General features: G+C 39.4%; 25 protein-coding genes. All 25 read right to left on the bottom strand.

All coding sequences use genetic code 11. From position 1 onward, the window contains the following. Positions 1-156: 156 nt before the first annotated feature. Positions 157-963, bottom strand: a complete 807-nt coding sequence (locus tag ACEYCN_RS08045) for an MBL fold metallo-hydrolase (protein ID WP_373713767.1) — start codon at positions 961-963, stop codon at positions 157-159. 123 nt (positions 964-1,086) lie between these two features. Beyond that, positions 1,087-1,716, bottom strand: a complete 630-nt coding sequence (gene pyrE, locus ACEYCN_RS08050) for an orotate phosphoribosyltransferase (protein WP_373713768.1) — start codon at positions 1,714-1,716, stop codon at positions 1,087-1,089. Between the two features lie 21 nt (positions 1,717-1,737). Continuing rightward, complete coding sequence (locus tag ACEYCN_RS08055; RefSeq protein ID WP_373713769.1) at positions 1,738-1,935, bottom strand: hypothetical protein; 198 nt, start codon at positions 1,933-1,935, stop codon at positions 1,738-1,740. A gap of 9 nt (positions 1,936-1,944) precedes the next feature. Next, on the bottom strand, positions 1,945-2,271 hold the full coding sequence (locus ACEYCN_RS08060; RefSeq protein ID WP_373713770.1) for an inorganic pyrophosphatase: 327 nt from the start codon (positions 2,269-2,271) through the stop codon (positions 1,945-1,947). Continuing rightward, positions 2,261-2,956, bottom strand: a complete 696-nt coding sequence (gene pyrF / locus ACEYCN_RS08065) for an orotidine-5'-phosphate decarboxylase (RefSeq protein ID WP_373713771.1) — start codon at positions 2,954-2,956, stop codon at positions 2,261-2,263. The genes ACEYCN_RS08060 and pyrF overlap by 11 nt, the downstream gene beginning before the upstream one ends. Before the next feature lie 294 nt (positions 2,957-3,250). Beyond that, positions 3,251-3,427, bottom strand: coding sequence for a type II toxin-antitoxin system RelE/ParE family toxin (locus ACEYCN_RS08070; protein WP_373713772.1), 177 nt, complete (start codon positions 3,425-3,427; stop codon positions 3,251-3,253). A gap of 4 nt (positions 3,428-3,431) precedes the next feature. Next, complete coding sequence (locus tag ACEYCN_RS08075; protein ID WP_373713773.1) at positions 3,432-3,917, bottom strand: prolyl-tRNA synthetase associated domain-containing protein; 486 nt, start codon at positions 3,915-3,917, stop codon at positions 3,432-3,434. A gap of 6 nt (positions 3,918-3,923) precedes the next feature. Beyond that, complete coding sequence (locus tag ACEYCN_RS08080) at positions 3,924-4,865, bottom strand: dihydroorotate dehydrogenase (protein ID WP_373713774.1); 942 nt, start codon at positions 4,863-4,865, stop codon at positions 3,924-3,926. Between the two features lie 12 nt (positions 4,866-4,877). Further along, positions 4,878-5,678: a dihydroorotate dehydrogenase electron transfer subunit gene (locus ACEYCN_RS08085; RefSeq protein ID WP_373713775.1), complete on the bottom strand. Its 801-nt coding sequence runs from the start codon at positions 5,676-5,678 to the stop codon at positions 4,878-4,880. Positions 5,679-5,903: 225 nt separating this feature from the next. Next, positions 5,904-6,947, bottom strand: coding sequence for an acyltransferase (locus tag ACEYCN_RS08090; protein WP_373713776.1), 1,044 nt, complete (start codon positions 6,945-6,947; stop codon positions 5,904-5,906). A gap of 8 nt (positions 6,948-6,955) precedes the next feature. Then, entirely contained in the window at positions 6,956-8,380 is a 1,425-nt protein-coding gene (locus ACEYCN_RS08095) for a lipopolysaccharide biosynthesis protein (protein WP_373713777.1), read from the bottom strand. A 2-nt stretch (positions 8,381-8,382) separates the two neighbouring features. After that, positions 8,383-9,426 carry an EpsG family protein gene (locus ACEYCN_RS08100; RefSeq protein WP_373713778.1) on the bottom strand — a complete coding sequence of 348 codons (1,044 nt, stop codon included), beginning with the start codon at positions 9,424-9,426 and terminating at the stop codon, positions 8,383-8,385. A 2-nt stretch (positions 9,427-9,428) separates the two neighbouring features. Continuing rightward, positions 9,429-10,364 (bottom strand): glycosyltransferase, encoded by a 936-nt coding sequence (locus ACEYCN_RS08105; protein ID WP_373713779.1) that lies wholly within the window; start codon positions 10,362-10,364, stop codon positions 9,429-9,431. Continuing rightward, entirely contained in the window at positions 10,364-11,401 is a 1,038-nt protein-coding gene (locus tag ACEYCN_RS08110) for an NAD-dependent epimerase/dehydratase family protein (protein ID WP_373713780.1), read from the bottom strand. Before ACEYCN_RS08110 ends, ACEYCN_RS08105 begins: the two co-directional genes overlap by 1 nt. Continuing rightward, positions 11,398-12,108, bottom strand: a complete 711-nt coding sequence (locus tag ACEYCN_RS08115) for a 2-C-methyl-D-erythritol 4-phosphate cytidylyltransferase (protein ID WP_373713781.1) — start codon at positions 12,106-12,108, stop codon at positions 11,398-11,400. The genes ACEYCN_RS08110 and ACEYCN_RS08115 overlap by 4 nt, the downstream gene beginning before the upstream one ends. Further along, positions 12,105-12,947 carry a phosphorylcholine transferase LicD gene (locus tag ACEYCN_RS08120; RefSeq protein WP_373713782.1) on the bottom strand — a complete coding sequence of 281 codons (843 nt, stop codon included), beginning with the start codon at positions 12,945-12,947 and terminating at the stop codon, positions 12,105-12,107. The genes ACEYCN_RS08115 and ACEYCN_RS08120 overlap by 4 nt, the downstream gene beginning before the upstream one ends. 58 nt (positions 12,948-13,005) lie before the next feature. Next, a complete protein-coding gene (locus ACEYCN_RS08125) occupies positions 13,006-14,118 on the bottom strand; it encodes a glycosyltransferase family 4 protein (protein WP_373713783.1) in 1,113 nt (370 codons plus the stop codon). A 1-nt stretch (position 14,119) separates the two neighbouring features. Further along, positions 14,120-14,851 carry a GNAT family N-acetyltransferase gene (locus tag ACEYCN_RS08130; protein ID WP_373713784.1) on the bottom strand — a complete coding sequence of 244 codons (732 nt, stop codon included), beginning with the start codon at positions 14,849-14,851 and terminating at the stop codon, positions 14,120-14,122. Beyond that, positions 14,841-15,449 (bottom strand): sugar transferase, encoded by a 609-nt coding sequence (locus ACEYCN_RS08135; protein ID WP_373713785.1) that lies wholly within the window; start codon positions 15,447-15,449, stop codon positions 14,841-14,843. The genes ACEYCN_RS08130 and ACEYCN_RS08135 overlap by 11 nt, the downstream gene beginning before the upstream one ends. Beyond that, complete coding sequence (locus ACEYCN_RS08140) at positions 15,442-16,659, bottom strand: DegT/DnrJ/EryC1/StrS family aminotransferase (protein WP_373713786.1); 1,218 nt, start codon at positions 16,657-16,659, stop codon at positions 15,442-15,444. The genes ACEYCN_RS08135 and ACEYCN_RS08140 overlap by 8 nt, the downstream gene beginning before the upstream one ends. A 24-nt stretch (positions 16,660-16,683) precedes the next feature. Next, positions 16,684-18,492 carry a polysaccharide biosynthesis protein gene (locus ACEYCN_RS08145; RefSeq protein ID WP_373713787.1) on the bottom strand — a complete coding sequence of 603 codons (1,809 nt, stop codon included), beginning with the start codon at positions 18,490-18,492 and terminating at the stop codon, positions 16,684-16,686. A gap of 43 nt (positions 18,493-18,535) precedes the next feature. After that, positions 18,536-19,252 carry a tyrosine-protein kinase gene (locus ACEYCN_RS08150; RefSeq protein ID WP_373713788.1) on the bottom strand — a complete coding sequence of 239 codons (717 nt, stop codon included), beginning with the start codon at positions 19,250-19,252 and terminating at the stop codon, positions 18,536-18,538. A 10-nt stretch (positions 19,253-19,262) separates the two neighbouring features. Then, the gene (locus ACEYCN_RS08155; RefSeq protein ID WP_373713789.1) at positions 19,263-19,955 is read right to left on the bottom strand and encodes a Wzz/FepE/Etk N-terminal domain-containing protein; all 693 of its coding nucleotides are present in this window, start codon (positions 19,953-19,955) and stop codon (positions 19,263-19,265) included. Positions 19,956-19,963: 8 nt separating this feature from the next. After that, a complete protein-coding gene (cps4B, locus tag ACEYCN_RS08160) occupies positions 19,964-20,695 on the bottom strand; it encodes a capsular polysaccharide biosynthesis protein Cps4B (protein WP_373713790.1) in 732 nt (243 codons plus the stop codon). Positions 20,696-20,703: 8 nt separating this feature from the next. Next, positions 20,704-22,176, bottom strand: coding sequence for an LCP family protein (locus ACEYCN_RS08165; RefSeq protein ID WP_373713791.1), 1,473 nt, complete (start codon positions 22,174-22,176; stop codon positions 20,704-20,706). Between the last annotated feature and the right edge of the window lie 117 nt (positions 22,177-22,293).

Raw genomic sequence — 22,293 nt, forward strand, 5'->3', positions numbered from 1 at the left:
AAACTGTTTTGACAAGGTCTTGATAGACTGGCCACTTTGACGTAGTTCATAGATTTTGATTTTATCTTCATAGCTCAATTTCATAAAAATAACACCCCAAAAGTTAGATTTTGTCTGTCTAACTTTTGGGGTACGGTTCAAGGTCAGCGTTTTTCCTTATTTTTTGGTCAGTGTAAAGGGTTGTCCAGCAGCCAAAACCTGGATACGTTCAGGATTTGTGACCTTTTCATAGAGGTCAGCTGGGTCCATGTTGAAAGTATTCATGTCTGGAGCATCCACCGTTCCCCAGTGCTGGCAAATCAAATCGGCATTTGGATAGGTATTGGCCAGGCGGACTGCATTTTGGAAGCCGATATGCCAGAAATTGTCCGACCAATCAAAGAAAATGGCATCTGGCGCAGGCATTTCATATTGCTCTGGAAGGGCTTTTGAATCACCAGGAATGTAGATAGAACCATCCTCAGTCCGAATATAGAAGCCGCATAGATCCTCCACGGCGTACTTACGGCCATATTTTGGAAAATCACTTTTCCAGTTGTGCCAGGCCCTAGTCACCTCAACCTCCACATTCCCAACTGAAAAAGTAGAACCAATGTCATGGCCTTGGGCAAGGAGGCCTTCTTTCCTAATCAAGTCTGCCACAAAGTGGGGCGCGTGATAGAGGTCAACAGTCTCTTTTGTATTGACACGGAAGCTTTTGCTAAAATGGTCATTATCATCATGGGTAATCAAAACAGCATCCAAATGAGGAATCTTGTCAGATGTGATGGGCATCTCAATCAAGAGCGGCATGTCAAAATCTTCCACCACAGGGTCAATCATCAGATTAGTCCCACGACTATTGATATGAAGACCAGAATTTCCCAACCAGCGAAGGACTGTTTCATCCCTTGCTCCAAAGGCGTCTGCACCATAAAACTGGGTTGCTGGCGGAGTTGCTTGTTTTTTAATGGAATTTGTCATCTGAATACCTCCAAAATTTTGCTTTCTAGGGATAGTTTATCCCATTAAAGATGGAATATCAAGACACAAGAGAAAAGTTGAAACCATATTTCACAAAAAAGGCGCACCTTCGTGCGCCTCTTATTAATCTCGCCAGTTTTCCTGGTTTTCCTTGAATTTTTTGAGCAAGGTCAGACCATCAGCATTGATATATCCCTGTACCTTAGCTACCTTGATCAATTCGCTGTAATTGGACAGAGTCACCAGTTTAACCCCAGCATTAGCAAAGTTTTCCTCAGCTTTTGGCAATTCATAAGTGAAAATTGCCACCACACCAAGAACATCGGCCCCTTCCCGTTCAGCAGCTGCCACAGCATCCAAAACAGAGCCTCCAGTCGAAATCAGGTCTTCGATAACCACCATTTTCTGGCCCTTGAAAATACGACCTTCCACCTGATTTCCTGCCCCATGATCCTTTGGTTTAGAGCGAATATAGGCAAAAGGCAGGTCCATCCGGTCTGCAATAATGGCTCCATGTGGAATCCCGGCCGTTGCCGTACCTGCAATGACCTCCACATCAGGAAACTCTTCCTTGATTTTTTGGACAAATCCATCCTCAATCAAGGTTCTGGTATCTGGATAAGAAAGGGTCACACGGTTGTCCGTGTAAATCGGCGACTGGATGCCTGATGCCCAGGTAAAGGGATTATCCGGCTGCAGATAAACGGCCTTAATGTCTAAAAGGTGTGATGCGATTTCTGTTGCTAATGTCATAAATTTCCCTGCTTTCTATGTTTAAATCCGTGCGCTTTCTCTATGGCCATCATAGCGAATGACCCTGTAACCCCCAAGGAAGGTCGGCTCCATCCGCGAACCCTTGTCCCCCTTGTAGCCTTGAAGGAAGACATTTTTGAGAAAATGCTCTGTCTTACCATCATTGTAACGATAAGTAAAGCCATCTAAAATGACATCCTTTGAAATGACCCTTCCCATTTTTACCTCCTAAATGAGTTCAATCCATGAATCGAAATATTGCTCCAAAAAATGCGTTGCTTCTTGGATACCCTCTTTTGTCAGCATTTCATCTTGACTGGTGATAACAAACTTGTCTTCAACGTCATCACGGCGATGAATAATAGCAGCAAGTTTTCCTTCAAAAGTAGAGAGTGGACCATTGACTGAATCAGAGATAATATAAGCATCCTGCTCCTCACCATCTCCCGCTAGCAACCCCGGAATATAGCCGTAGTTAATGGGGTAAATGGTTCCGAAGGAATCCTGATAACCTACTGACCTATCAACAAGGACTTTGTACCTCTTATTCAGCATTCCATTCCTCTTTAATCTGTAAGTAGGCCGCAACCGGATCGTCAGCCTGTGTGATAGGGCGGCCAACCACGATGAAATCACTGCCGATGGCTCGAGCTGCTGCTGGTGTCATGACCCGCTTTTGGTCACCGACTGCTGCACCAGAAGGCCGTATGCCTGGTGTCAGACAGATAAAGTCCGCAGTTGTTGCCTGCTTGATCAGCTCCACCTCTTGGGCTGAACAGACAACGCCATCCAAACCCGCTTCTGCGGTTTTTTTAGCATAGTGGACCACAGACTCTGCCAAACTGGTCTGGATATTTTGAAAGTCTTTCATTTGCTCCTCTGAAGTGGAGGTCAGCTGGGTCACCGCAATCAGTTTGGGACCAGTACCCAAACCAGCCCTAGCAGCCTTCATCATTTCAACCCCACCAGCCGCATGAATATTGGTCATATCAACACCCAACTTGGCCAAAACTGCCATGGCTGACTGGACCGTATTGGGAATGTCGTGGAGTTTCAAGTCCAGAAATACCGAGTGTCCCAACGATTTAGCATAGCGAACAATCTCAGGACCGACAGCATAATAGAGCTCCATCCCAATCTTGACATAGAGTTTTTCATCTGACGGAAAGCGAGCCAAGAAAAACTTGACCTGATCAAACGATGGGAAATCCAGGGCAATAATGGGACGTGATTCTCTCATATTTCTCCTTTCAGACTTACGACTCACGTGGAGTCCATTCCGGAACCTAGTCCGAGCCCAGCTCGAACTGCATCAATATCTCTAAGCTCTGCTGTATCCTTCGGATTTGCAATCGCTAAGAGATATAGAAAAGCCTCGCCAAAGAGGGCGAGGCTACACAAAATATGGGTACACTGCACCCTTTTCCTGTAGACCTTTGATGCCTCTCTGGACATGATTAAAGGTTATTTAATTACCAACATTGTAACAAGATGGTCATCAAATGTCAAGGTAAAACAGAGTGTTATGGGCTTATTAAATGTCTTTTCTACGACCAAGGGTAAGCGCAAGCACAACCACCTCTTCATCTACTATCTCACAGATGACTCGGTAATCTCCAATTCGATAGCGCCATTGGCCCGACCGATTGGCAGCAATTCCAACCTCTTTTGCAATGTTTTCAAGCCATAGAAATTCCTTCAACTTTGCCACAAGATCAACATGCCACAATCCGAATGGAATGACCTAGGTAGTTCATGATTTTTTCAAAATCTGAGTAGGCAATGTTGAGGGTGGTTGAGTTTATAAAAGGATGAAAACCAACCGTCAGAGAGTGGTCCACTGCTTCATCTACTATCACCTGAATCCGCTTTTCACCATCAAACATAAGCCCAAAAGGCGTTACAGTCCCCGCGGGTACATGGAGAAGTTCCTCCAGTTGCTCATCACTGGCGAAGGACAAACGCTTCTCGCCCAGGCGCTCCGCTAAGTCAGCCAGATTGGCCTGTTTTTCGTCATGCAGAATGACCATGTAAAAGTTTCTGCTTTTCTTGGTTTTCAAGACGAGATTTTTCACCTGTTGACCAGGCAGGGTAAAGTCCAAATCCTGAACTGAGGTAATAGCCTTATGGTCATGGCGATCATAGGAAATATGAAGTTTATCCAGCAAGTCATAGGCCTGGTCTTCTGTCGCAAATACCATAAATCCCTACTTTCTCAAAGAAGCCCTTACTTGCGCCCGCAAGCTTTCCAAATCAGAAATTCCATACTTATCCATGACAGTCGGCAGGTCATCGATGATGGTTGGGCAGGCATAGGGGTCCGTAAAGTTTGCCGTCCCAACACCAATGGCAGATGCTCCGGCAATCATCATCTCGATAGCCGCCTCTGCCGAATCAACCCCGCCCATCCCAATAATGGGCAGATCGGAAGCTAGGGCTACCTGACGAATGAGTTTGAGCGCCACTGGAAAGACAGCTGGCCCTGACATGCCGCCCTGACCATTGGCAATGATGGGCTTGCGAGTCGCCAAATCATAGCGGGTGCCAACCAGAGTATTGATCATGGTGAAACCAGTCGCCCCTGCTTCTTCCACTGCCTTTGCCACAGTGGTGATATCCGCTACACTGGGGGTCAATTTGACATAGACAGGCACTGCTGAGTTCTCTACACTAGCTTTGACTGCCGCATAGGCCAATTCTGGAACCTGCCCGATGAGGAGACCCGCATTGCCATGGTCCACATTTGGACAGGAAATGTTTAGCTCAATAGCCTTGACATTTGGAGCCTGAGAAACCTTTTCAGATACATAGGCATACTCGTCGTTTGAAAAACCAGCTACATTAGCAATGATAGGCAGGTCTGGATAATGCTCCTCTAGCCAGGTCAATTTATCCGCCAAAACAGCCTCCACCCCAGGATTTTGCAAGCCAATGGCATTGAGCATGCCAGATGGGGTTTCAGCTACCCGTGGAGTTGGATTGCCGAAACGGGCATGCTGGGTGGTGGCCTTAATCATGATAGAGCCCAATTTGTTTAAATCATAGTACTTGGCATATTCTTGCCCAAAACCAAAGCAGCCCGAGGCTGGAATGATGGGATTTTTCAAGTCCAAACCTGGCAGCTGGATGGCTAAACGATTTTTTGACATAAACCCTTCCTCCTATAAGACAATAGTACCTGTTTCAAAGACAGGACCATCTTCACAGACCCGCTGGTTGGCAGCCTGGTCCTGATGACGCAGGGGCACCACGCAGGCATAACAGGCCCCCATCCCGCAGGCCATCCGTGCTTCCATAGATAGGTATGCATGGGGATGATTCTCAAACTTGCTGTCTACATATCGGAGCATACCAGGAGCCCCACAGGAATAAACCGCATCAGGCTGCCAGTCCAATTCATCCACGACTGTAGACACATAGCCCGTTCTCCCATAGGAGCCATCATCCGTGGTCACATAGACATCACCATAGGAGCGCAGCTTTTCCTCCAAAATAACCGCATCCTTAGTGGCAAAACCAATGACCGAAGTCACCGTAACGCCCTTGGCCTGAAGCTGCTTAGCTGTCTCCACAAGGGGAGGAACACCGATTCCCCCGCCAATCAAGAGAGCCCGCTGGCCAGCCTCCAGAAAGGAAAGGTCAAAGCCATTGCCCTGAGGACCCATGGTATCCACCGAGTCACCAGTTGCCAAGCCAGACAAAATAGCCGTCCCAGCCCGCTCAACTCGGTAGACGATGGTCACCTGACCCTTTTCTTTATCAATCTCCGAGATGGAAATGGGCCTGCGCAGGAGCTTACTTGGATCCGGCACGCGCAGATGCAGAAATTGTCCTACTTCCATCTCCGCAACCATTTGTCCAGCCAGGACCATCTCAAAAATGCGAGGAGCAATCTCCCTCTGACCAACGATGGTCAAATCCTCTTTCAAAAACTGTTGTTTGGTGTGGCAACCACTGGTCATAATCTTTTCCTTTCCACAAAAAAGAACCCCGCCCCGAGGGCAAGGTTCATGAAAGGGCAGAGCTCACAAAAACTCCATCTTCTTCTCACTTGATTAGTCCGCAGACCATCCACCTTGCCAGCCTCACAGGACTTCGTTAAAGGTTATACTTACCTGCATTATAGCCTAAAAAAGAGGGAAGGTCAAGGGAGAGCTGGTAAAGAGATCGGAGGACCTTCACAATCATCAGGACCAAATTTTACAACTGTACCACTTATTCTTCAAGTCGAATTTTTTCTCAATGAATTCAAGTAGCCTCACAAAAACCATTGAGATAATAAGACTAATCAAGAAAGTCAAAATCGAGACTATAAGAATCATCAGAAGTTCATTCTCCACATTCAAAAAGGAAAGTGAAAATAAAATTTTATACACTAGTGTATGGAATAGATAGATATAAAAAGTAAGGGTAGAAAGTTTTGTTAGATTAGTAGAAATAGATAATGAACGGAATAGACTAAAGGTTAGTATTGAAAATAGTACAATAGCTGGAGAAAAGAAATTTGATTGAAAATCAAAAAGGAAAAAATCAAATCCCATAAATCGAATACCGAACGTTATCAAAAATAAACATATTAATGCTGCAAGTTTGATAGGAACATTTTTCGAAGCCACCTTCTTATTCTCACCATAAAACAGGCTACCAATCATATAATAGGGAAGGAATGCAAAAACAATTCCCAAATTATAAGAAATGGTAGAACTGGAGGTGATCTGAGATAGCATAGCCCAAATCATCAATACGATACTTGCAAATGTAAAAGTTCTCCTGCTAACCCTTTCCTTGACGAGAATAACGAAAGGTGTTATCAAGTACAAGCCCATTAACATGTACATATACCACAAATTATTGAAATTCCCACTTAAAATTCCTTTAATAGGAAGGAGCAAGCTTTCATGTTTTAAAAAGGCATTTAAAAGAGAAAAAAGGAAGTATATAAAGATGACAAGTATCGTTGGAAAAAGGACTTTATAGCTTGATTTTTTATAAAAACTTTTTATATCACTATTAGCAGCATTGTTTAATATAAAGTAGCCAGATAACATAACAAAAGCAGGAACTGAAAAACGAGTTATCAAGTTCAAACTACTTTGAACAACATAATTGACTTCAAACTGTGGCGATTGATACCTAAATTGGAAAAACTGGTAGTTGACATGAATCACGATAACAGATATCGTAGCAACTATTCTCAGTAAATCTAGATTATTTGAACGATTGCTTTGCATGTGTTACCTTAACTTTCTTTCAAGATGGTTTTTATATTTGTTGTCGCTTTTTTGATGGAGCTGGATTTATAAAATAGATAGAGACTGTAGCTGAAAAAATAAATGAGAAAGCCTACTAAAATAGACAAGGTCCATCCAGTAACTATAAAAATAAGTGCCATAGCTATTTCAAGAAAAACATCCTTTACTATCTCAATTTTTAGCCTCTTAGATAACAAAAACTCTGCCAAAAAACATCTAAACATAAGCAATAAGACAATACTTCCAATTGCCAGCTCAATATTTTTAAAAATCATCGTGGTCAAAATAGTTAAAGCAAAACTGCATAACATTGTCAAAACATTAACTCCTAGAATGACCCTCTCCATTCGCAAAGCTTTTAAATAAGTATTGATTAGTAGAGACATTTTTCCTTCAAAGATAGACATTGGAAAGACTAAAGCCATATATTTCAGACTATCGTTGTAGGCTGGCAGCCAGCCATCTAAAAAGAATCTTAAAGGATAATAAAGCAACATGACACCCAGCATTAAGACCATCAAATAATCTCTTAAGGCCTTATAGATAAGTGGAATATACTTCTCTTTCATCCGCTTAATCATAGGAAAAATCACAATACCGATTGCATTGATAAAAGTCATCATCAGATTTGAAATGCTCAACGTCAAGGAAACCTTTCCAAATGTTGCAACATCCCAGGTCCGCTCGATACCCATCCGAACAGTTCCAATAATGAGCATACTAGCAATATTTGAAAACATCAGATTGCTACCAGCTTTAATATTTTCAAAAATCTCAGACAAATTTAATTTGAACAGACTGAACTTGTTCCAAATTATACTCCTACATAAATATATCCCATACATCAAAGACATTAAACGACCAATGATATCAGCCCAAATCATCATCTGGTAATTTCTTTGTCCAAATAAGAGAAGACTTAATAATAAACAGATATAGATAAGACGATCAAAAATTAGAACTCGCGAACTTTCCTTAATGCGATTGGTTGTTTGAAGAATATAAACAATAAAAAATCTAAGATTTGTTAAAAAAAGTGTAATAGATAGGGTCAAAAAAATAAATTCTTTGTCACTACCACTAGAAATGAATGGTATTAGAATGAATAAACCAAGAGAAATCAGGCCTTGAAAAATAGCATAGAGAATAAATTGAGAATAAAAGTTAGAAACACCTAGTTCTGAATATTCTTTTCCACCATATTTAAGATAGATACCATCAATCCAACCTAAGTGAGCAAATCCCACATAACTCACGTAAAAAAGGTAGAGTTGCCAAAAACCATACTCCTCCACTCCAATCAGTCTTGGAAGAACAAGAATGACTAAAGTGGAGATAATTAGTTGAATCAAATTTGAGGCTACTGCATAGCTCGCATTGGAAAGAATTGGGAACAATTTTTCTTTTAGCATGGCTAGTTCCCCCATAATAAATTCTCAGTTAAAATAGGGAATGTTGTATATTTCATATCGCTCCAAACAAAAATTCGGTAAGCTAAAAATATCCAAGCAACTATCAATAGAATAATAAAGATTCTCTGCCTAGTAAATGGTGCCTTCATTCTAAAAAATACAGCTATCGTTGTCAGATATATAAAAACTGGAACTAATAACAGACGTTCAAAACTGATATTAACCAACATAAGAGGCATGGATAAAGTATTAATAAGGGTAGCTTTCAACGCTAACGATGCCAACTTTTGGTGCTTAGCTTGATAAAACTGAGAATTCTTCACAAAGTAATCATGTAGCAGCTGGAACAATAAAATACTAACAAGGGCAAATATCGCCTTTGCTAAAAATGAAATAAAGGAAGCGTCTATCCCTTTTGTATAGAGAGCAAATTTTGCCCCCAGTAATCTGGTAACAATTGGCAAAGCCATTGTTATCAGCGGATAACTAAGAACTAGGCCAATAAATGAACCATAATATAATTTTCTCAAACTGAACTTATAGGAGAAAAAATATAAGAAACTAAGCAGGGCACTAATATGAAATGAACTAGCTAGGACTAGCAAACTTAAACATACCAAGTTCTTCTGCCACTTATTATCTTCAGTCAAAAAAACAAAAGCAAGAGACACCAATGCACTGGCTATGAATTGTCTTAAAATAACTGCTTCGATGAAGAAAAAGCTAAATAAAAAGTAAAAGAAAAAATAAAAGTAATCTGCATTGTATCGTTTACAAACAAAAATAAGAATGGAAAAGATTAAAATCCCACATAATATAAGAAAACCTTGGTAGTCTAAGTTGAATCTATGTGCAAATGACATAAAATAGTTAAAACCGATATCCACTAAATTACCAAAATATCCCGGTCCCAATCTTCCAACATTACTATATCGAATCAAATACAGTGCCATGTCACCATTAGCAGTATTGAAAGAAAATAGAATAAACTGAAGCGCGATAATTGGGATGGCAAAAATAGTTGAAAGTCTGATTAGAACTTTCATTGTTAAACCCTCCTAAATAATATTAAAAGCTTTGTCAGAATTACCCACTTCTTACTCATCCCTTGAAAATATTGGCGTGAAGAAAAAGCAAATTTACTTGACTGAATAAAAGAACTCTGTGACTTTAGAAAGGCACGAATATAACCGCTATCGCTAGCTGGAACTGTTTCTAAATAAGTCAGTAATAACTGAGACAGTTGGGTACGTTGGTGTTTCCTTTTCTGAGAGACCATTCCTAATTTTTTCCAAATATAGCCAATCCGTCCTGTCAGACCAATGTAACTTCCAGCTGTATTGTGTGTGGAGACACGATACCCCATTGTTCTAGCATTATCAATATAAACCTGTCCAAGCGCATAAGCAAGGATTGTAATCCATGTATCATGCGCAGGAATAAATTCATTTGTATCCATCATTTGATAGGATGCCTTTAGATGTGTGTGTAAACTATCATTCCAAACCATCACACACCCGCGTTGATTTAAAGCAAATAACGAAGATTCTTTCGTAATCTTGTTCTGCTTATCTTCTTCATCACGGATAAATTGCCCTAGCTCATCAATAATCTGTTGATTTGAACAATATAAGATAGGCTCATTATTTCCCAGCGACTCTATATAATCTATTCCTTTAGCTAACTTGTCCTCATACCAGATATCGTCTTGGTCACAAAAAGCATAAAAATCAAATGATCTGCCTTCAGTTTTCAAAACTGCCGCCCTAAAAGAACGCTCAAAACCAACATTACTCTCTTTAAAAAGCAAAATGTCCATTTTATCAGAATAACTTTGAATCATCTCTACTGTCCTATCTGTAGAACCATCATCGCGGACAAATAAAGTTATATCAACACCTTCTTGTGAGAGTAGAGAATCCATCTGCTCTTTCAGATATTTTTCACCGTTATATGTAGACAGAATAACTGCAATTTTTTTCATTATATCTCCTTGATTGGTGAAACCAGAATATTTCTAAAGGTATCCTGGAGACCATCGGATAATTCAAAGACTTCTTCCCAACCCAAGGCTTTTAATTTCTGATTTGAAAGAAGAGAGTTTTGCACTGGAGAACCCGAATCTGTATTTTGAAGTTCAAACATCAATTCGACATCAGCAATCTCAGCTAATTTCTGTGCAAAATCAACTAGCCGCACATTGCCCGAATCAGAGGAGATATTATAAGCTCCACCTACTTCTCCTTTTAGAGCAACCGTTAGCATCGCTGATACACAGTCCAAGACATAGCAGTAAGATCTCTTCTGAGTTCCCTTAGATTTCATGACAATATTCTCTTTTGAGAGACATTTTTTTATAAAGTCAACATCAGCCCGAGTATTGGTCTCAGAAAATCTCGCTCCATAAATATAGGCAGGACGCACAATATTTGCTTCGACACCGAATTCTTTAATATAGGAGGCAATCATCGTTTCAGCCAATCGCTTACTTTCAGAGTAGCATGAGCGCGGGGACAAAATATCAATCATTCCATATTTATCTTCAAGATGAAACTCTGCTTTTTCAGGTAGTTCTCCATAAACTTCTGAACTTGAAACAAAAATAAGTTTGGCCGCCTTTTCTCTTGCTAGTTCTAGCGTATTCATTGTTCCCATCGTTGTCGTCATAATTGTCTCCACAGGGTACAAATCATAGGCTTTTGGATGAGCATTGCTGGCTGCATGAAAGATATAATCTAAATCAGATGCAAAGTGAATAGGTTCTTCAACGGACTGAATCATCTGGTTAATAACCTGATCGCGAAAAAAATCGTGAACATCCAGACGACTCCGCACGATAACTGACAGAGAAATATTTGCTTGATATTCTGAGTTTAAGAATAGAAAAAAATCAAGCAAAGTGCCACCGATTAAACCGTTGGCACCCGTAATCAAGATTGATTTATTAAAAAAATTCTTTGTTTCCTCTGTTACAATTTTATTTAAAGAAGAAAAGTAATTATCTTTATTGAATGGTCTCAACGGATAAAGTCATCCTTCCTAGTTGATAATAATGCTTTAAAGATTAACAAATCTTCCACAGTCGTGATTTTAAGATTCGTTTCCGCTCCTTTTGAGAAGTACACTTTCTTTCCTAATTCGTGCATCAAGACACATGTGGCTGCTGTATTGCTAATCCCTTTCTCTTTTGCCTCCTCATGTGCTGCCAGCACTTCTGAAATAGGATAAAGATGGGGAGTCTGAGTCCTGTAAAGCAGTTCCCGAGGCAAGGATTCTTCACTGATTAGCCCATCATGACTAGTAAATACCGCTTCAACAGTCGGAATGGCAGCAACTGCCGATCCGTATTTATTGAAAGTCGCTACAGCACTTGAAATAATTTCTGAAGAAACTAGGGGTCTATTGCCATCGTGAATCAAAACAGTGGAGTCATTGCCCGCAAAATTGACAATCGAATGAATACCATTCGCAATCGATTCCTGTCCCGTATTGCCACCGACAACAATATCCTTCAATTTTGTGATATTGAACTGCTTTGCATATGCTCGAACAACTTCAACCCAAGCTTCCAATGTCACTACAACAATACCATCAATGTTTGGGTCATTTTCAAACACTTCCATCGTGTAAATAATAATAGGTTTATTGTTCACATGAAGAAATTGCTTGGGAATGTCTTGACCCATTCTTGTCCCTGTTCCTGCTGCTGTTAGTAATGCCGTAATCATTTGATGATTTCCTTTCCATCTACTTTAAAATAAACGATACCATGGTTCATTTGATTTTCAACACTTGGAGGTGTCATATAATCTGGACCATACCGATTTGATAGATAGGCATGTATTTCTACTGGAGCACAAATCTGGTGGTCACAGAAGTCGATGTCCTTACCATTTCCAAAGACAGATTGAGGTAAAATTTCCCCAAAGTAATGTTTAGCGCCTCCAGGGAGGGTAATGTTTTTAGTTTGTTTATGCTGGTATTTCCCAAAACATTCAAAAGCCTTAGCATTCCAGTAGCTATAGGATTTAAAACCAAAGAATTTACCAATTAAGTTTACCAGTATTTGAGCTGGCTTCGATTTTCTGTCAAGCAGAAACCGACCATCTGTTGTAAAGAATACATACGAACCAAGCATGGAAAGAAATTCAGACTGGATACCGTGAATCATTTTTAGAATACCATTATCCGGAACATTTTCAATGGTAAAAATATCAATAAAAAGACGTTGGTCAAAAGCAACCTCATCATGGGTCTGTTTAAAAATAGAATTTTTTCGTAAAATTTTGGGAAAACGAACGTAATTTCCTGTCGAATCAATCTTGGGAATGTGGAGGTCGTATTTATCAGAGTCCTCTATGAGTTTTGACAACTTAACCAAATCACTTCTTCTTAGTGCAAAATCCAAATCATCATCCCACGGGATGAAGCCTTTATATCTGACAGCACCTAGCAACGTCCCCCCTACTGCATATAGGGGTATATTTGCTTGATGACACAGTTCTGTGATGTCCAGAACCATTTCAAGCAGATAGTCTTGCACAATTTTTAAATCACTTGATTCCATTATTCATCCTTTTCTTGAATCGATTTTCCTAAAATACTTTTTCTAGTTGTGAGTCCATTTATCTGTTATAAATTTCATGCATCTCTTTCATCACTGTTTCTTCCGAATACATGGTTGATTTCTCAAGACTACTTTGCCCATAACGTTCCAAACACTGCGGGGCATCCAGCAGTTCACAAATGGCCTTGGTCCAATCTTCTTTTGTGTTCTCCGAAACAATCATACCATTCACCTGGTTTTCAACTAAATCACTATTTCCACGACAGTTTGAAACAATCAGTGGCAATCCAGTTCCCATAGCTTCCATCAAATTGACCGGCAAACCTTCTTGCAAAGAACTCGACAGGGCAATATCAGATATCTGCATCAATTCTGCAATATCATCGCGATAGCCCAATAAACGAACATGTTCAGAAAGCCCCAAATTGGAAATTTTTTCTTTGTATTCAGATTTTAATGATCCTCGACCAACCAGTAACAGATAGGTATTCGGATGTTTTTTTAGGATGTCCGCCATTGATTCAATCAACACCATCTGATTTTTCCGCTTACTGAGCTCACCTACATATATTAAAACAGAATCTCTATCTGTCAGCGAAAGATGGGTTCGCTTTTCAACTTTTTTTTGAATCGAAACAGGAGTAAACTTGTTGTAATTCACTCCAATACCAGATACCAAATCCAATTTCTTCATCTTAAATTTACTGTTAGCTAAAGCAAAATCTTCATGATTGATAACAATTAACTGATCAGTGTACTTAGATAGAATTTTTTCAACCGGATAAAACAGGAGCCAATTTAGTATTGATGCGCCTTTGTAAAAATGAAAACCATGAGCTGTGTAGATAACTTTGGTATTCGGAAACTTCATTCCAACCAGTCTGCCAAGTACACCACCCACAGGTGCATGGCAATGAATGATATCGAACTTCTCTTTTTCAACTAATTTCAATAATTCTCTATAGGCTTTGAAATTGGCAACTGAAAAAGGGGAACGCTGAAAAGGAATATGGTGTTCAATAATATTCACTTCTTTTAATCGTTCACTTCTATCATCAAAGTTGGCCGCTCCATGTACTTCGTATCCGAGCTCCCTTAAAACACGAATATTGACTTGTTCAAATAAATAAAATTGACGGCTAACCGTTGACACGATAAGAACCTTCTTCATCTCAACTCCTTTTTATCCAATGGTGATAAACACTTGTAGCAGATTGAAAGATATAGCCATTTTTTGTATAGAAACGGATAGCTTCAACATTATTTATCTGTGTGCCAACTTTAATTCTCTCTACTCCTGACTTACTTGCATAAGCCTCTAGGTTTTGAAGCAACTTTGTCCCAATTCCCTTTTGAAGTGTTGATTTTTTGACTGCAATCAATTCAATTATAATCGTTTTTTCTTGTTTTGAGAAAAGGATGAAGCCATGACACTCCGAATCATGGATAAATTGAGCAAAATATTTTTCTTCTTTTCCAAAAGATGATTTGACCCAATTCCAGTAAACCAAGCTAGCCTTGTCTTTATTCAAATAAGGATCATTAAAAAAACGAGAATAATTAAAAGATTGGCTCGCAATCTCAAGAATATCATCCGTGGTAGGTAAAGCATTTGATATAATGACATGCTCAACCGATTCCTGAGAAAACTCTTTTGATGTTTTTAAAAATTGAACATTGATATCTGTTAGACTAGCTGAAGTTTCTTCTCCAAGCCAGATATTATTTGCTGCTAGATTGTTTTCATTGTAGATGACTGTAAATTGATTCTCCAGCAGTTTTTCTTGAATCAGCTTTTGATTTGAGCTTGAAATTTCTTCTTTTAAAACTATGCGTCCAGACGAAACTCCAAAAAAATCAGAATCCCAATTCAGATATGTATAATCAAATGAGTTACTGCTCATTCTTCTCCTCGACTTCTATAAATACTGATTTCCGACTTAGAATAGACCAAGCAGTTTTGAAGACAACACGGATATCCATCCAGAATGATAAGTGGTCAATGTAATAAATATCATTCTGGATCCGTTCTTTCCATGGAATCGTATTTCTAAAATACGCTTGGTTGTACCCTGTAATCCCAGGTCGAACTGATAACTTTCTTTTTTCAGATTCCGAATAAGCATTAAAGTGTTCAGGTAAATCTGGACGAGGTCCGACAATACTCATATCCCCTTTTAATACATTTAAAATTTGAGGGACCTCATCAATACTTGTTTTGCGAATAAATTTTCCGATACTTGTCAAACGGGGGTCATCTTCAGAGTTAAAGGTGGAACCATCTTCATTACGAATATCTGGTGCGTTCAATTTCATAGAACGAAATTTATACATTTTAAAAACTGTGCCATTCATCCCAAGGCGCTCAGCATTATAAAAAATGGTACCCTTGTCAGAGAAGTAAATAAGCGGACCAAAAATGAGCAGGATGATGAAAAAGATTGGTAGACACAATAAAGAAATCAGAACATCAAAAAATCTCTTAAAAATATGCTTATACATGTTTGACACTTTCTACTATATTTTTTAGATTTTCAATAATGTAATCTACTTCTTCATCACTTAGCTGGGTATGAAGAGGCAATGTGATCTCATTGACAAAGTAATCATAGGCATTTGGGTAATCTTCAATAGAAAAACCTATATTTCGGTAGGCTGTCAACATGGGAAGAGGTTTGTAGTGGACATTACAAGCAATCCCTGCTTCAGCCATCCGTTCAATAATAGCATTTCGCTGCTCTAAATCGATTCCCTCAATATGTGTAATATAGAGGTGCATCGAGGACTGATAATCTGCTCCTTGATGTTTCAAAGCTTTAATGCTACTTCCAGAGAAGCCGGCATCGTATCGTTCAACAATCGCTTTTCGGCGGTTAAGTAACTCTGGATAGCGTTTCATTTGGGCAAGCCCAATCGAAGCCATGATATCAGTCATATTGCACTTGTATGCTGGAAGAATAATATCATACTCCCAGGAACCTAGTTTTGTTTTTGCCAGAGCATCTTTGGTTTGACCGTGAAGGGAGTACATTTGAAATTCTTTGTATAATTCCTCGTCATCAAGCTTATCAGATCGTTTCCAGGTGACACTACCACCTTCAGCAGTGGTAAAATTTTTAACAGCATGAAATGAAAAAGAACTAAAATCTGCTATACTACCCGCTGGTATTCCTTTATAGACTGTTCCTAGAGCGTGCGCACTGTCGGATACAATAATGACTCGATTAAAGGCTTTTTGCCATTTAGTAGTTGCTTTAAACAGACTGGCCTTGCGATCAACAATCTCATACAATTTCTCATAGTCACAGGGGATGCCGGCAAGTTCAACTGGAATGATAACTTTTGTCTTAGAATTAATTGCATCTTCCAGCTGAGTATAGTCCATCTCAAAACCATCTTTTTGAATGTCAACAATCACTGGAGTAGCTCCCACGTGAGTAATAACACTGCATGAAGCTGTATAAGTCATTGCAGGGACAATTACCTCATCGCCCGGACCTACACCTAAGACTCTCAAAATCAACTCTAAACCAGCAGTTGCAGAGTTCAGACAGACCGTTTTATTGGTTCTTGTGAAATCAGATAATTGACGTTCTAACTCTTTCGTCTTTGGACCCGTAGTAATCCATCCAGATTGTAAGGTGTCTACCACTTCATCAATTTCCAGTTGAGAAATATCTGGTGGAGAAAATGGAATATTCATCTTACTCATTTTTCTTCTCCTAACTTTCCTATATTATTGTTTGGCAAATTCAACTAACATTTCTTTCAATGTGGCATTGTCCAAGTCTAGTAGACCTTCAATAAAAGCTTCAACTTCAGACAATGGCTTAGCAGTTACTTTACCGACAAAAATTTTCTCATGAACTTGATCGCTGATCCGTTCATCAGATGACAACAACTCCTCATAGAGCTTCTCACCCGGACGAATGCCTGATTCAACAATACCGATTTCATCAACAGTATGTCCACTTAACTTGATAACTTTTTCAGCTAAATCAACAATCTTGACTGGATCTCCCATGTCCAGCACGAAAATTTCGCCACCTTGAGCCAAGTAACCAGCTTGGATAACCAGACGACTAGCTTCTGGAATGGTCATAAAGTAGCGAGTCATTCTGAAATCTGTAACCGTTAGCGGGCCACCTTTGGCAATTTGCTCTTTGAAAACTGGGACCACACTGCCGCGACTGCCAAGTACATTTCCAAAGCGAACAGAAACAAATTGAGTTTTTCCCTCTTCGTTTAAACCTGTTACAATCATCTCGGCAACTCGTTTTGTTGCCCCCATGACATTTGGGGGATTAACAGCTTTATCAGTTGATACCATAACAAACTTAGCAACACCAGCAGCCTTCGCAGCTTCTGCGATGTTTTTTGTCCCAAATATATTGTTTTTGACAGACTCTTTTGGGTTATACTCCATCAATGGAACATGTTTATGAGCTGCTGCATGATAGACAAAATCAGGCTTGAATTCATTCATAAGATGAAACATGAGCTGCCGATCCTGAATATCTGCAATCACTGGGACGATTTCAAAACTATTTTTATAGCGAGTTGTTAACTCACGATGAATCAAATAGATAGAGTTCTCACCATGTCCCATCAAAAGAAGCTTCTTGGGATGGAATTTGGAAATTTGACGACAAATTTCTGACCCAATCGATCCACCTGCCCCTGTGACCAAAACAGTTTTTCCTGTAAAGTAACGATTAAATTGGCTCTGATCTAAGAACACTTCTTTCCGACCTAACAAATCAGCAATATCAATTTCTTTCAACTGTTGGGTGGATACTTTACCAACCACTACATCTTCTACACTAGGCATGGAGTTGACCGTCACATGAAGGTCATTACAGATTTCAACCAATTTTTCCCGTTCTGTACCATTAAGTGATGGAATGGCAATGGTTACTTGTTGAACATCATAGTTGTTCACAATTCGAGGGATATCATTTCGATTTCCCAATACCTTTATACCGTGAATATAAGTTCCTAATTTGTTAGGGTCAGCATCAACTATCCCGACTATTTCAATATCGCTCTTACCACTTAATACTGTCTTGACAAACAAACTTCCACCAGAACCTGCACCAATGACAAGGGTTCTGACTTTTTCAGTAGTTCCTGTACCAGTACTACGCTCATTTTTTTCACTGATTACTCGCCATATAATACGAGGGAGCATGAGAATTGGAATTGAGAAAAACCAGCCTAAGAATAAGAAGCGATAACTAAAAGAAGGAAAAAAGAAGGAACTTCCTAAAACAATGACATAGGCAACAGTAACTGAAATAGATAATTTTAGTAGTACTTTATAGTCCGTATATCGGTTAATAATTGAAAATATTTTGAATTTAAATGCAACACTAAAATAGGATGCTAGGAGTACTGCATAAGTGATAAGAAACTTGTCAAAACTGACACTTGCAAAAAAATCAATGAAACCATACGAAAGCTGCAATGCTATCAATAATAACATTGCATCAATTCCTATTAAAATGAACCTTTTTGTTGTTCTTTTTAAGTTATTCATTTTCATTTTCAAATCCCAATATTTCCAAATTTACCTAATTGTGTATCTATTAAGAATCCATCTCTGGTTCTCTACCATAATTTCCATAGTTACCATAGGCACCATACGCACCATATGAACCATATTTATCTTTTGTTGTATCTACTTTGTTGAGGATAACACCCAAGAACTGGGCACCACTCTGTTCCATTTGTTCCACAGCTTTTTTCACAAAACGACGACTAATCGCTCCAGATTCAGTAACTAAGATACTTCCGTCTGTTTTTTGAGCAACAATGGCAGCATCAACTACTAGCCCAATTGGCGGAGTATCAATGATGACGTAATCAAAGCGTTCACGGACGTATTCCAACAGTTTTTCAAAGCGCGCATTTTGAAGCAAGGTTGTTGGATTTGGAGGAACTTGTCCAGCTGGAATAATGTTCAGATTTTGTACACTTGTATCATGGATTACTTGATACATATCAACATGACCAGATAAATAGCTTGTCAATCCATGATATACTTCTTCAGCTTTAAAAGTACCTGTCATCACCGAGTTACGAATATCAGCATCAATCAAAAGAGTTCTATAACCAGATGTTGCAAAGGAAATAGCCAAATTGGTTGAAGTAGTTGACTTTCCTTCACCTGGCTGAACAGAGGTTACTGTGATAACCTTCAGCTCACTTCCACTAAACTGGATATTGACCTGAATCGCATTATAGTATTCCTCCATGGATTTAACCATTTGAGCCTTGGCTCTTCCAAGAGTAAATTGTGACATTTCTTTCTCCTTACATCTTCTCCGTATCTGGTACTACACCGATTAAGACTAGACCAAGTGCTTCTTCTACATCTTCTGGACGTCGTACACGGTCATCCAGAACTTCAAGCAACAGAACAAAAGCAACTGCAATGAAACCTCCGACTAAGGCTCCCAGCATTACATTCCGTTTGATGTTTGGAGATGATGGTGAAGTAGGAACTTTAGCTTCTTCAATCGTCGTTACATCTTCAACTTTTGTAACAACCTTAATTTTTTCCGCCGCAATTTCTCGTACACTATTTGCCAATTGCTGAGCATCTTGAGGGTCTTTGCTATTAACAGAAATCGTGATAATCCGAGTATCATTTGGGATTGACACTTGAATCATTCCTCGCAAATCACCCTCTGCCATTGTCAACCCTTCTCTATTGATGACATCTGACAAAACGGAATCAGAAATAATAATTTCCTTGTAGTCATTTACAAGGTAGGAACCAGCCTGCAAATCTTGTGCCGTCAAGTTATTAGTGCCGGCCGTCTGATTGGCAACATAGATTCTTGTTGAAGAAGTATAGGTTGGTTTTACAACAAAGGCACTGAAAACTAAGGCCACTAAACCAAACAATAAGGCACTAAAAATAATTAGCACTTTCTTTTGCCAAAGTTTTTTGAGCAAGTAAAGAATATCAATCTCGATACTCGTATTGTCCGTGGTATTCATAATATCTCCTATAAATAGTCATTTTCTAATAAAATTTGTGGATTGGTGTGGAATAGTTCGCTGGCCCTCTTTTGTCCAAAGTCCTTTTGGATAATTTGATAAGCCTCAGCCATGTACGGTTTTCGGCTGTCCAAATTATGCATATCACTGGCAACACAATGAACCAAATTTTCCTCCAAAAAGTAGCGTGCTCGTTTCTTAAAAACCTTATGCCTATCGCCAAATAACTTAGCTTTCAGGACATGAGAGCTATTGATTTGGGTATAACAACCCATGTCAATCAAATCTTGAACTCTCTTTGCCTCAAACTCAAGTGCATTGTAGCGCTCGATATGAGCGATAATGGGTGTGACACCAATAGCCAATAGATTTTTCAGAGCGGTATGCATTTCCTTCCAAGAGGTGGTCATACTGAACTCAATCAAGTAATATCGAGTATTCCCCATATTGGGCACCAATTTCTTTTCAATCTTTCCAAGTAAGGAATTGGTGAAATATAATTCACCGCCGAAATGCAGCACTAAATCAGGGTAGAGTTTCGCTGCTTCTTCCTTGACAATGGAAAAATGCTCAAAGATTTTTTCTTCAGGTTCCTCAAACATCCCTTTTCGCCGGTGAGAAGTCGAAACGATGGTTCGAACCCCTTGCGAATAGCTTTCCCCAATCAAGTCCAAACTTTCTTGAAGGGTTTTGGGTCCGTCATCAACATCAAATACAATATGTGAATGAATATCAATCATGACTCCGATTAATTTCCTTCCATGGTATTTTTAATAGCCTGTTTAGCCGTTTCCACACTTGTTTCATCCAAGCTCATCATATAGAGGGCCGCAGATGGCATCGCATAGGACGGCAACTGACCTGTAGAGCCGGTCCCCGTAACATCCTGAGAAGTTACCACAAAGGAACTTCCAGACGACAATTGGGTATTAGCCAACTGCATCATGGTATCGAGTGGCATATTGGTTTGGATAGATGTTTGTAGGCTATTGATAATGTTTGAGAAGTTGGTAATAGAGTTGACAGAGGCCAATTTATTAATGATGGCAGCAATCACTTTCTGCTGATTGCGACCGCGGTCAGCATCTCCGCCTTGTAGCGAATAGCGCTCACGGACAAAACCTAATGCCTGTGCAGAATTCAGAGTGATTTTTCCTTGTGGAAACTCGTAATTTCCTATTTTGCTCACAAAGGCCTGATCATTATTGACTTCAACTCCACATAGTACATCGATTAACTGCATGAAGCTGGTAAAGTTAATCCTCGCATAGTAGTCAATATCAACATCATAGAGATTTTCAAGGGTCTTCATGGAGGTCTCAACACCATAGATACCAGCATGAGTCAGCTTGTCATATTGGTCAGCTCCACCATCAGGGATTTGTACATAGGCATCCCGTGGTGTCGTTGTCAAGAGGACCTTATGGGTATCCATATTGACGGTCATGATGATGTTGACATCCGAACGGGATACGGTTGAGATGCTTCCATAAGTATCAATTCCACTGATGTAGATATTGACGACATTTGGATTGGTATTTTGTGCATTGGTTGCATCTGATTTAACTTCTTTAGTAATCTTATATGTGTAGAGTGTGCGGATTTTTGATGCATAGTCCGCATCACTTAATTCTAAAAGGCTGGAATAGGCACTATTCAGAACCATGGCCTGACTAGAACCTGATAGAAGATTTTCGTAAGCCTTTTGGTAAGATTCAACTGTTTCTGGAACTACCGCAAAATTTTTCTGGGTTTTCAAATCTGAAAGCAGGGCCTGGATATTTTCTGCATCATTATTGGTTGGCGCCTGCAGCTGCCCGACTTCAGAAATATCTTGAATCGTACTTCCAGTTGGAACCACAACACTCATCTCAATTTCAGAATAGGAGGCTGTTTTGTTGAGTTTTTCAGCAACTTGAACTGTGGACTGCACAAAGTAAAGTCCTGCCGCCGATACCAGAGTAAAGAGCAATAAAAAAATGGTTGTGAATATTTTAGCTTTTTTAAGCAGGAGTAAGATGACTGCAAACACAAAAATAGCGATCAGAACAGCCGTTAGAATGTGGTTAACGTTTCTGAAAGCAAGAAAATGATGTGAATACATTTTGAAGATAAAGAAACCTGCAAGAACTGTGTATAAGAACAAGAAAGCTGAATTGATTCCTAACCAAGTTTTACTTGTTGATTTACTTTTTTTTTCATTTCGTAAATGTCTGGACATATATTCTCCTAATCTAAAACGACTTTTAAGCCCGTATTGTGTAATAATAACACATTTCAAGGCTTTTTTCAAGAAAAATCCATGGTTCAGCTTACAAAAAATTGACCTTAAAACGAT

The sequence above is a fragment of the Streptococcus sp. genome (genome assembly GCF_041802885.1).
Classification (GTDB): domain Bacteria; phylum Bacillota; class Bacilli; order Lactobacillales; family Streptococcaceae; genus Streptococcus.

What these genes read in the sequence shown, in the direction of transcription:
- ACEYCN_RS08045 (WP_373713767.1), bottom strand. Translation starts at nt 963, where the DNA reads ATGACAAATTCCATTAAAAAACAAGCAACTCCGCCAGCAACCCAGTTT.
- pyrE (WP_373713768.1), bottom strand. Translation starts at nt 1,716, where the DNA reads ATGACATTAGCAACAGAAATCGCATCACACCTTTTAGACATTAAGGCC.
- ACEYCN_RS08055 (WP_373713769.1), bottom strand. Translation starts at nt 1,935, where the DNA reads ATGGGAAGGGTCATTTCAAAGGATGTCATTTTAGATGGCTTTACTTAT.
- ACEYCN_RS08060 (WP_373713770.1), bottom strand. Translation starts at nt 2,271, where the DNA reads ATGCTGAATAAGAGGTACAAAGTCCTTGTTGATAGGTCAGTAGGTTAT.
- pyrF (WP_373713771.1), bottom strand. Translation starts at nt 2,956, where the DNA reads ATGAGAGAATCACGTCCCATTATTGCCCTGGATTTCCCATCGTTTGAT.
- ACEYCN_RS08075 (WP_373713773.1), bottom strand. Translation starts at nt 3,917, where the DNA reads ATGGTATTTGCGACAGAAGACCAGGCCTATGACTTGCTGGATAAACTT.
- ACEYCN_RS08080 (WP_373713774.1), bottom strand. Translation starts at nt 4,865, where the DNA reads ATGTCAAAAAATCGTTTAGCCATCCAGCTGCCAGGTTTGGACTTGAAA.
- ACEYCN_RS08085 (WP_373713775.1), bottom strand. Translation starts at nt 5,678, where the DNA reads ATGACCAGTGGTTGCCACACCAAACAACAGTTTTTGAAAGAGGATTTG.
- ACEYCN_RS08090 (WP_373713776.1), bottom strand. Translation starts at nt 6,947, where the DNA reads ATGCAAAGCAATCGTTCAAATAATCTAGATTTACTGAGAATAGTTGCT.
- ACEYCN_RS08095 (WP_373713777.1), bottom strand. Translation starts at nt 8,380, where the DNA reads ATGCTAAAAGAAAAATTGTTCCCAATTCTTTCCAATGCGAGCTATGCA.
- ACEYCN_RS08100 (WP_373713778.1), bottom strand. Translation starts at nt 9,426, where the DNA reads ATGAAAGTTCTAATCAGACTTTCAACTATTTTTGCCATCCCAATTATC.
- ACEYCN_RS08105 (WP_373713779.1), bottom strand. Translation starts at nt 10,364, where the DNA reads ATGAAAAAAATTGCAGTTATTCTGTCTACATATAACGGTGAAAAATAT.
- ACEYCN_RS08115 (WP_373713781.1), bottom strand. Translation starts at nt 12,108, where the DNA reads ATGATTACGGCATTACTAACAGCAGCAGGAACAGGGACAAGAATGGGT.
- ACEYCN_RS08120 (WP_373713782.1), bottom strand. Translation starts at nt 12,947, where the DNA reads ATGGAATCAAGTGATTTAAAAATTGTGCAAGACTATCTGCTTGAAATG.
- ACEYCN_RS08125 (WP_373713783.1), bottom strand. Translation starts at nt 14,118, where the DNA reads ATGAAGAAGGTTCTTATCGTGTCAACGGTTAGCCGTCAATTTTATTTA.
- ACEYCN_RS08130 (WP_373713784.1), bottom strand. Translation starts at nt 14,851, where the DNA reads ATGAGCAGTAACTCATTTGATTATACATATCTGAATTGGGATTCTGAT.
- ACEYCN_RS08135 (WP_373713785.1), bottom strand. Translation starts at nt 15,449, where the DNA reads ATGTATAAGCATATTTTTAAGAGATTTTTTGATGTTCTGATTTCTTTA.
- ACEYCN_RS08140 (WP_373713786.1), bottom strand. Translation starts at nt 16,659, where the DNA reads ATGAGTAAGATGAATATTCCATTTTCTCCACCAGATATTTCTCAACTG.
- ACEYCN_RS08145 (WP_373713787.1), bottom strand. Translation starts at nt 18,492, where the DNA reads ATGAAAATGAATAACTTAAAAAGAACAACAAAAAGGTTCATTTTAATA.
- ACEYCN_RS08150 (WP_373713788.1), bottom strand. Translation starts at nt 19,252, where the DNA reads ATGTCACAATTTACTCTTGGAAGAGCCAAGGCTCAAATGGTTAAATCC.
- ACEYCN_RS08155 (WP_373713789.1), bottom strand. Translation starts at nt 19,955, where the DNA reads ATGAATACCACGGACAATACGAGTATCGAGATTGATATTCTTTACTTG.
- cps4B (WP_373713790.1), bottom strand. Translation starts at nt 20,695, where the DNA reads ATGATTGATATTCATTCACATATTGTATTTGATGTTGATGACGGACCC.
- ACEYCN_RS08165 (WP_373713791.1), bottom strand. Translation starts at nt 22,176, where the DNA reads ATGTCCAGACATTTACGAAATGAAAAAAAAAGTAAATCAACAAGTAAA.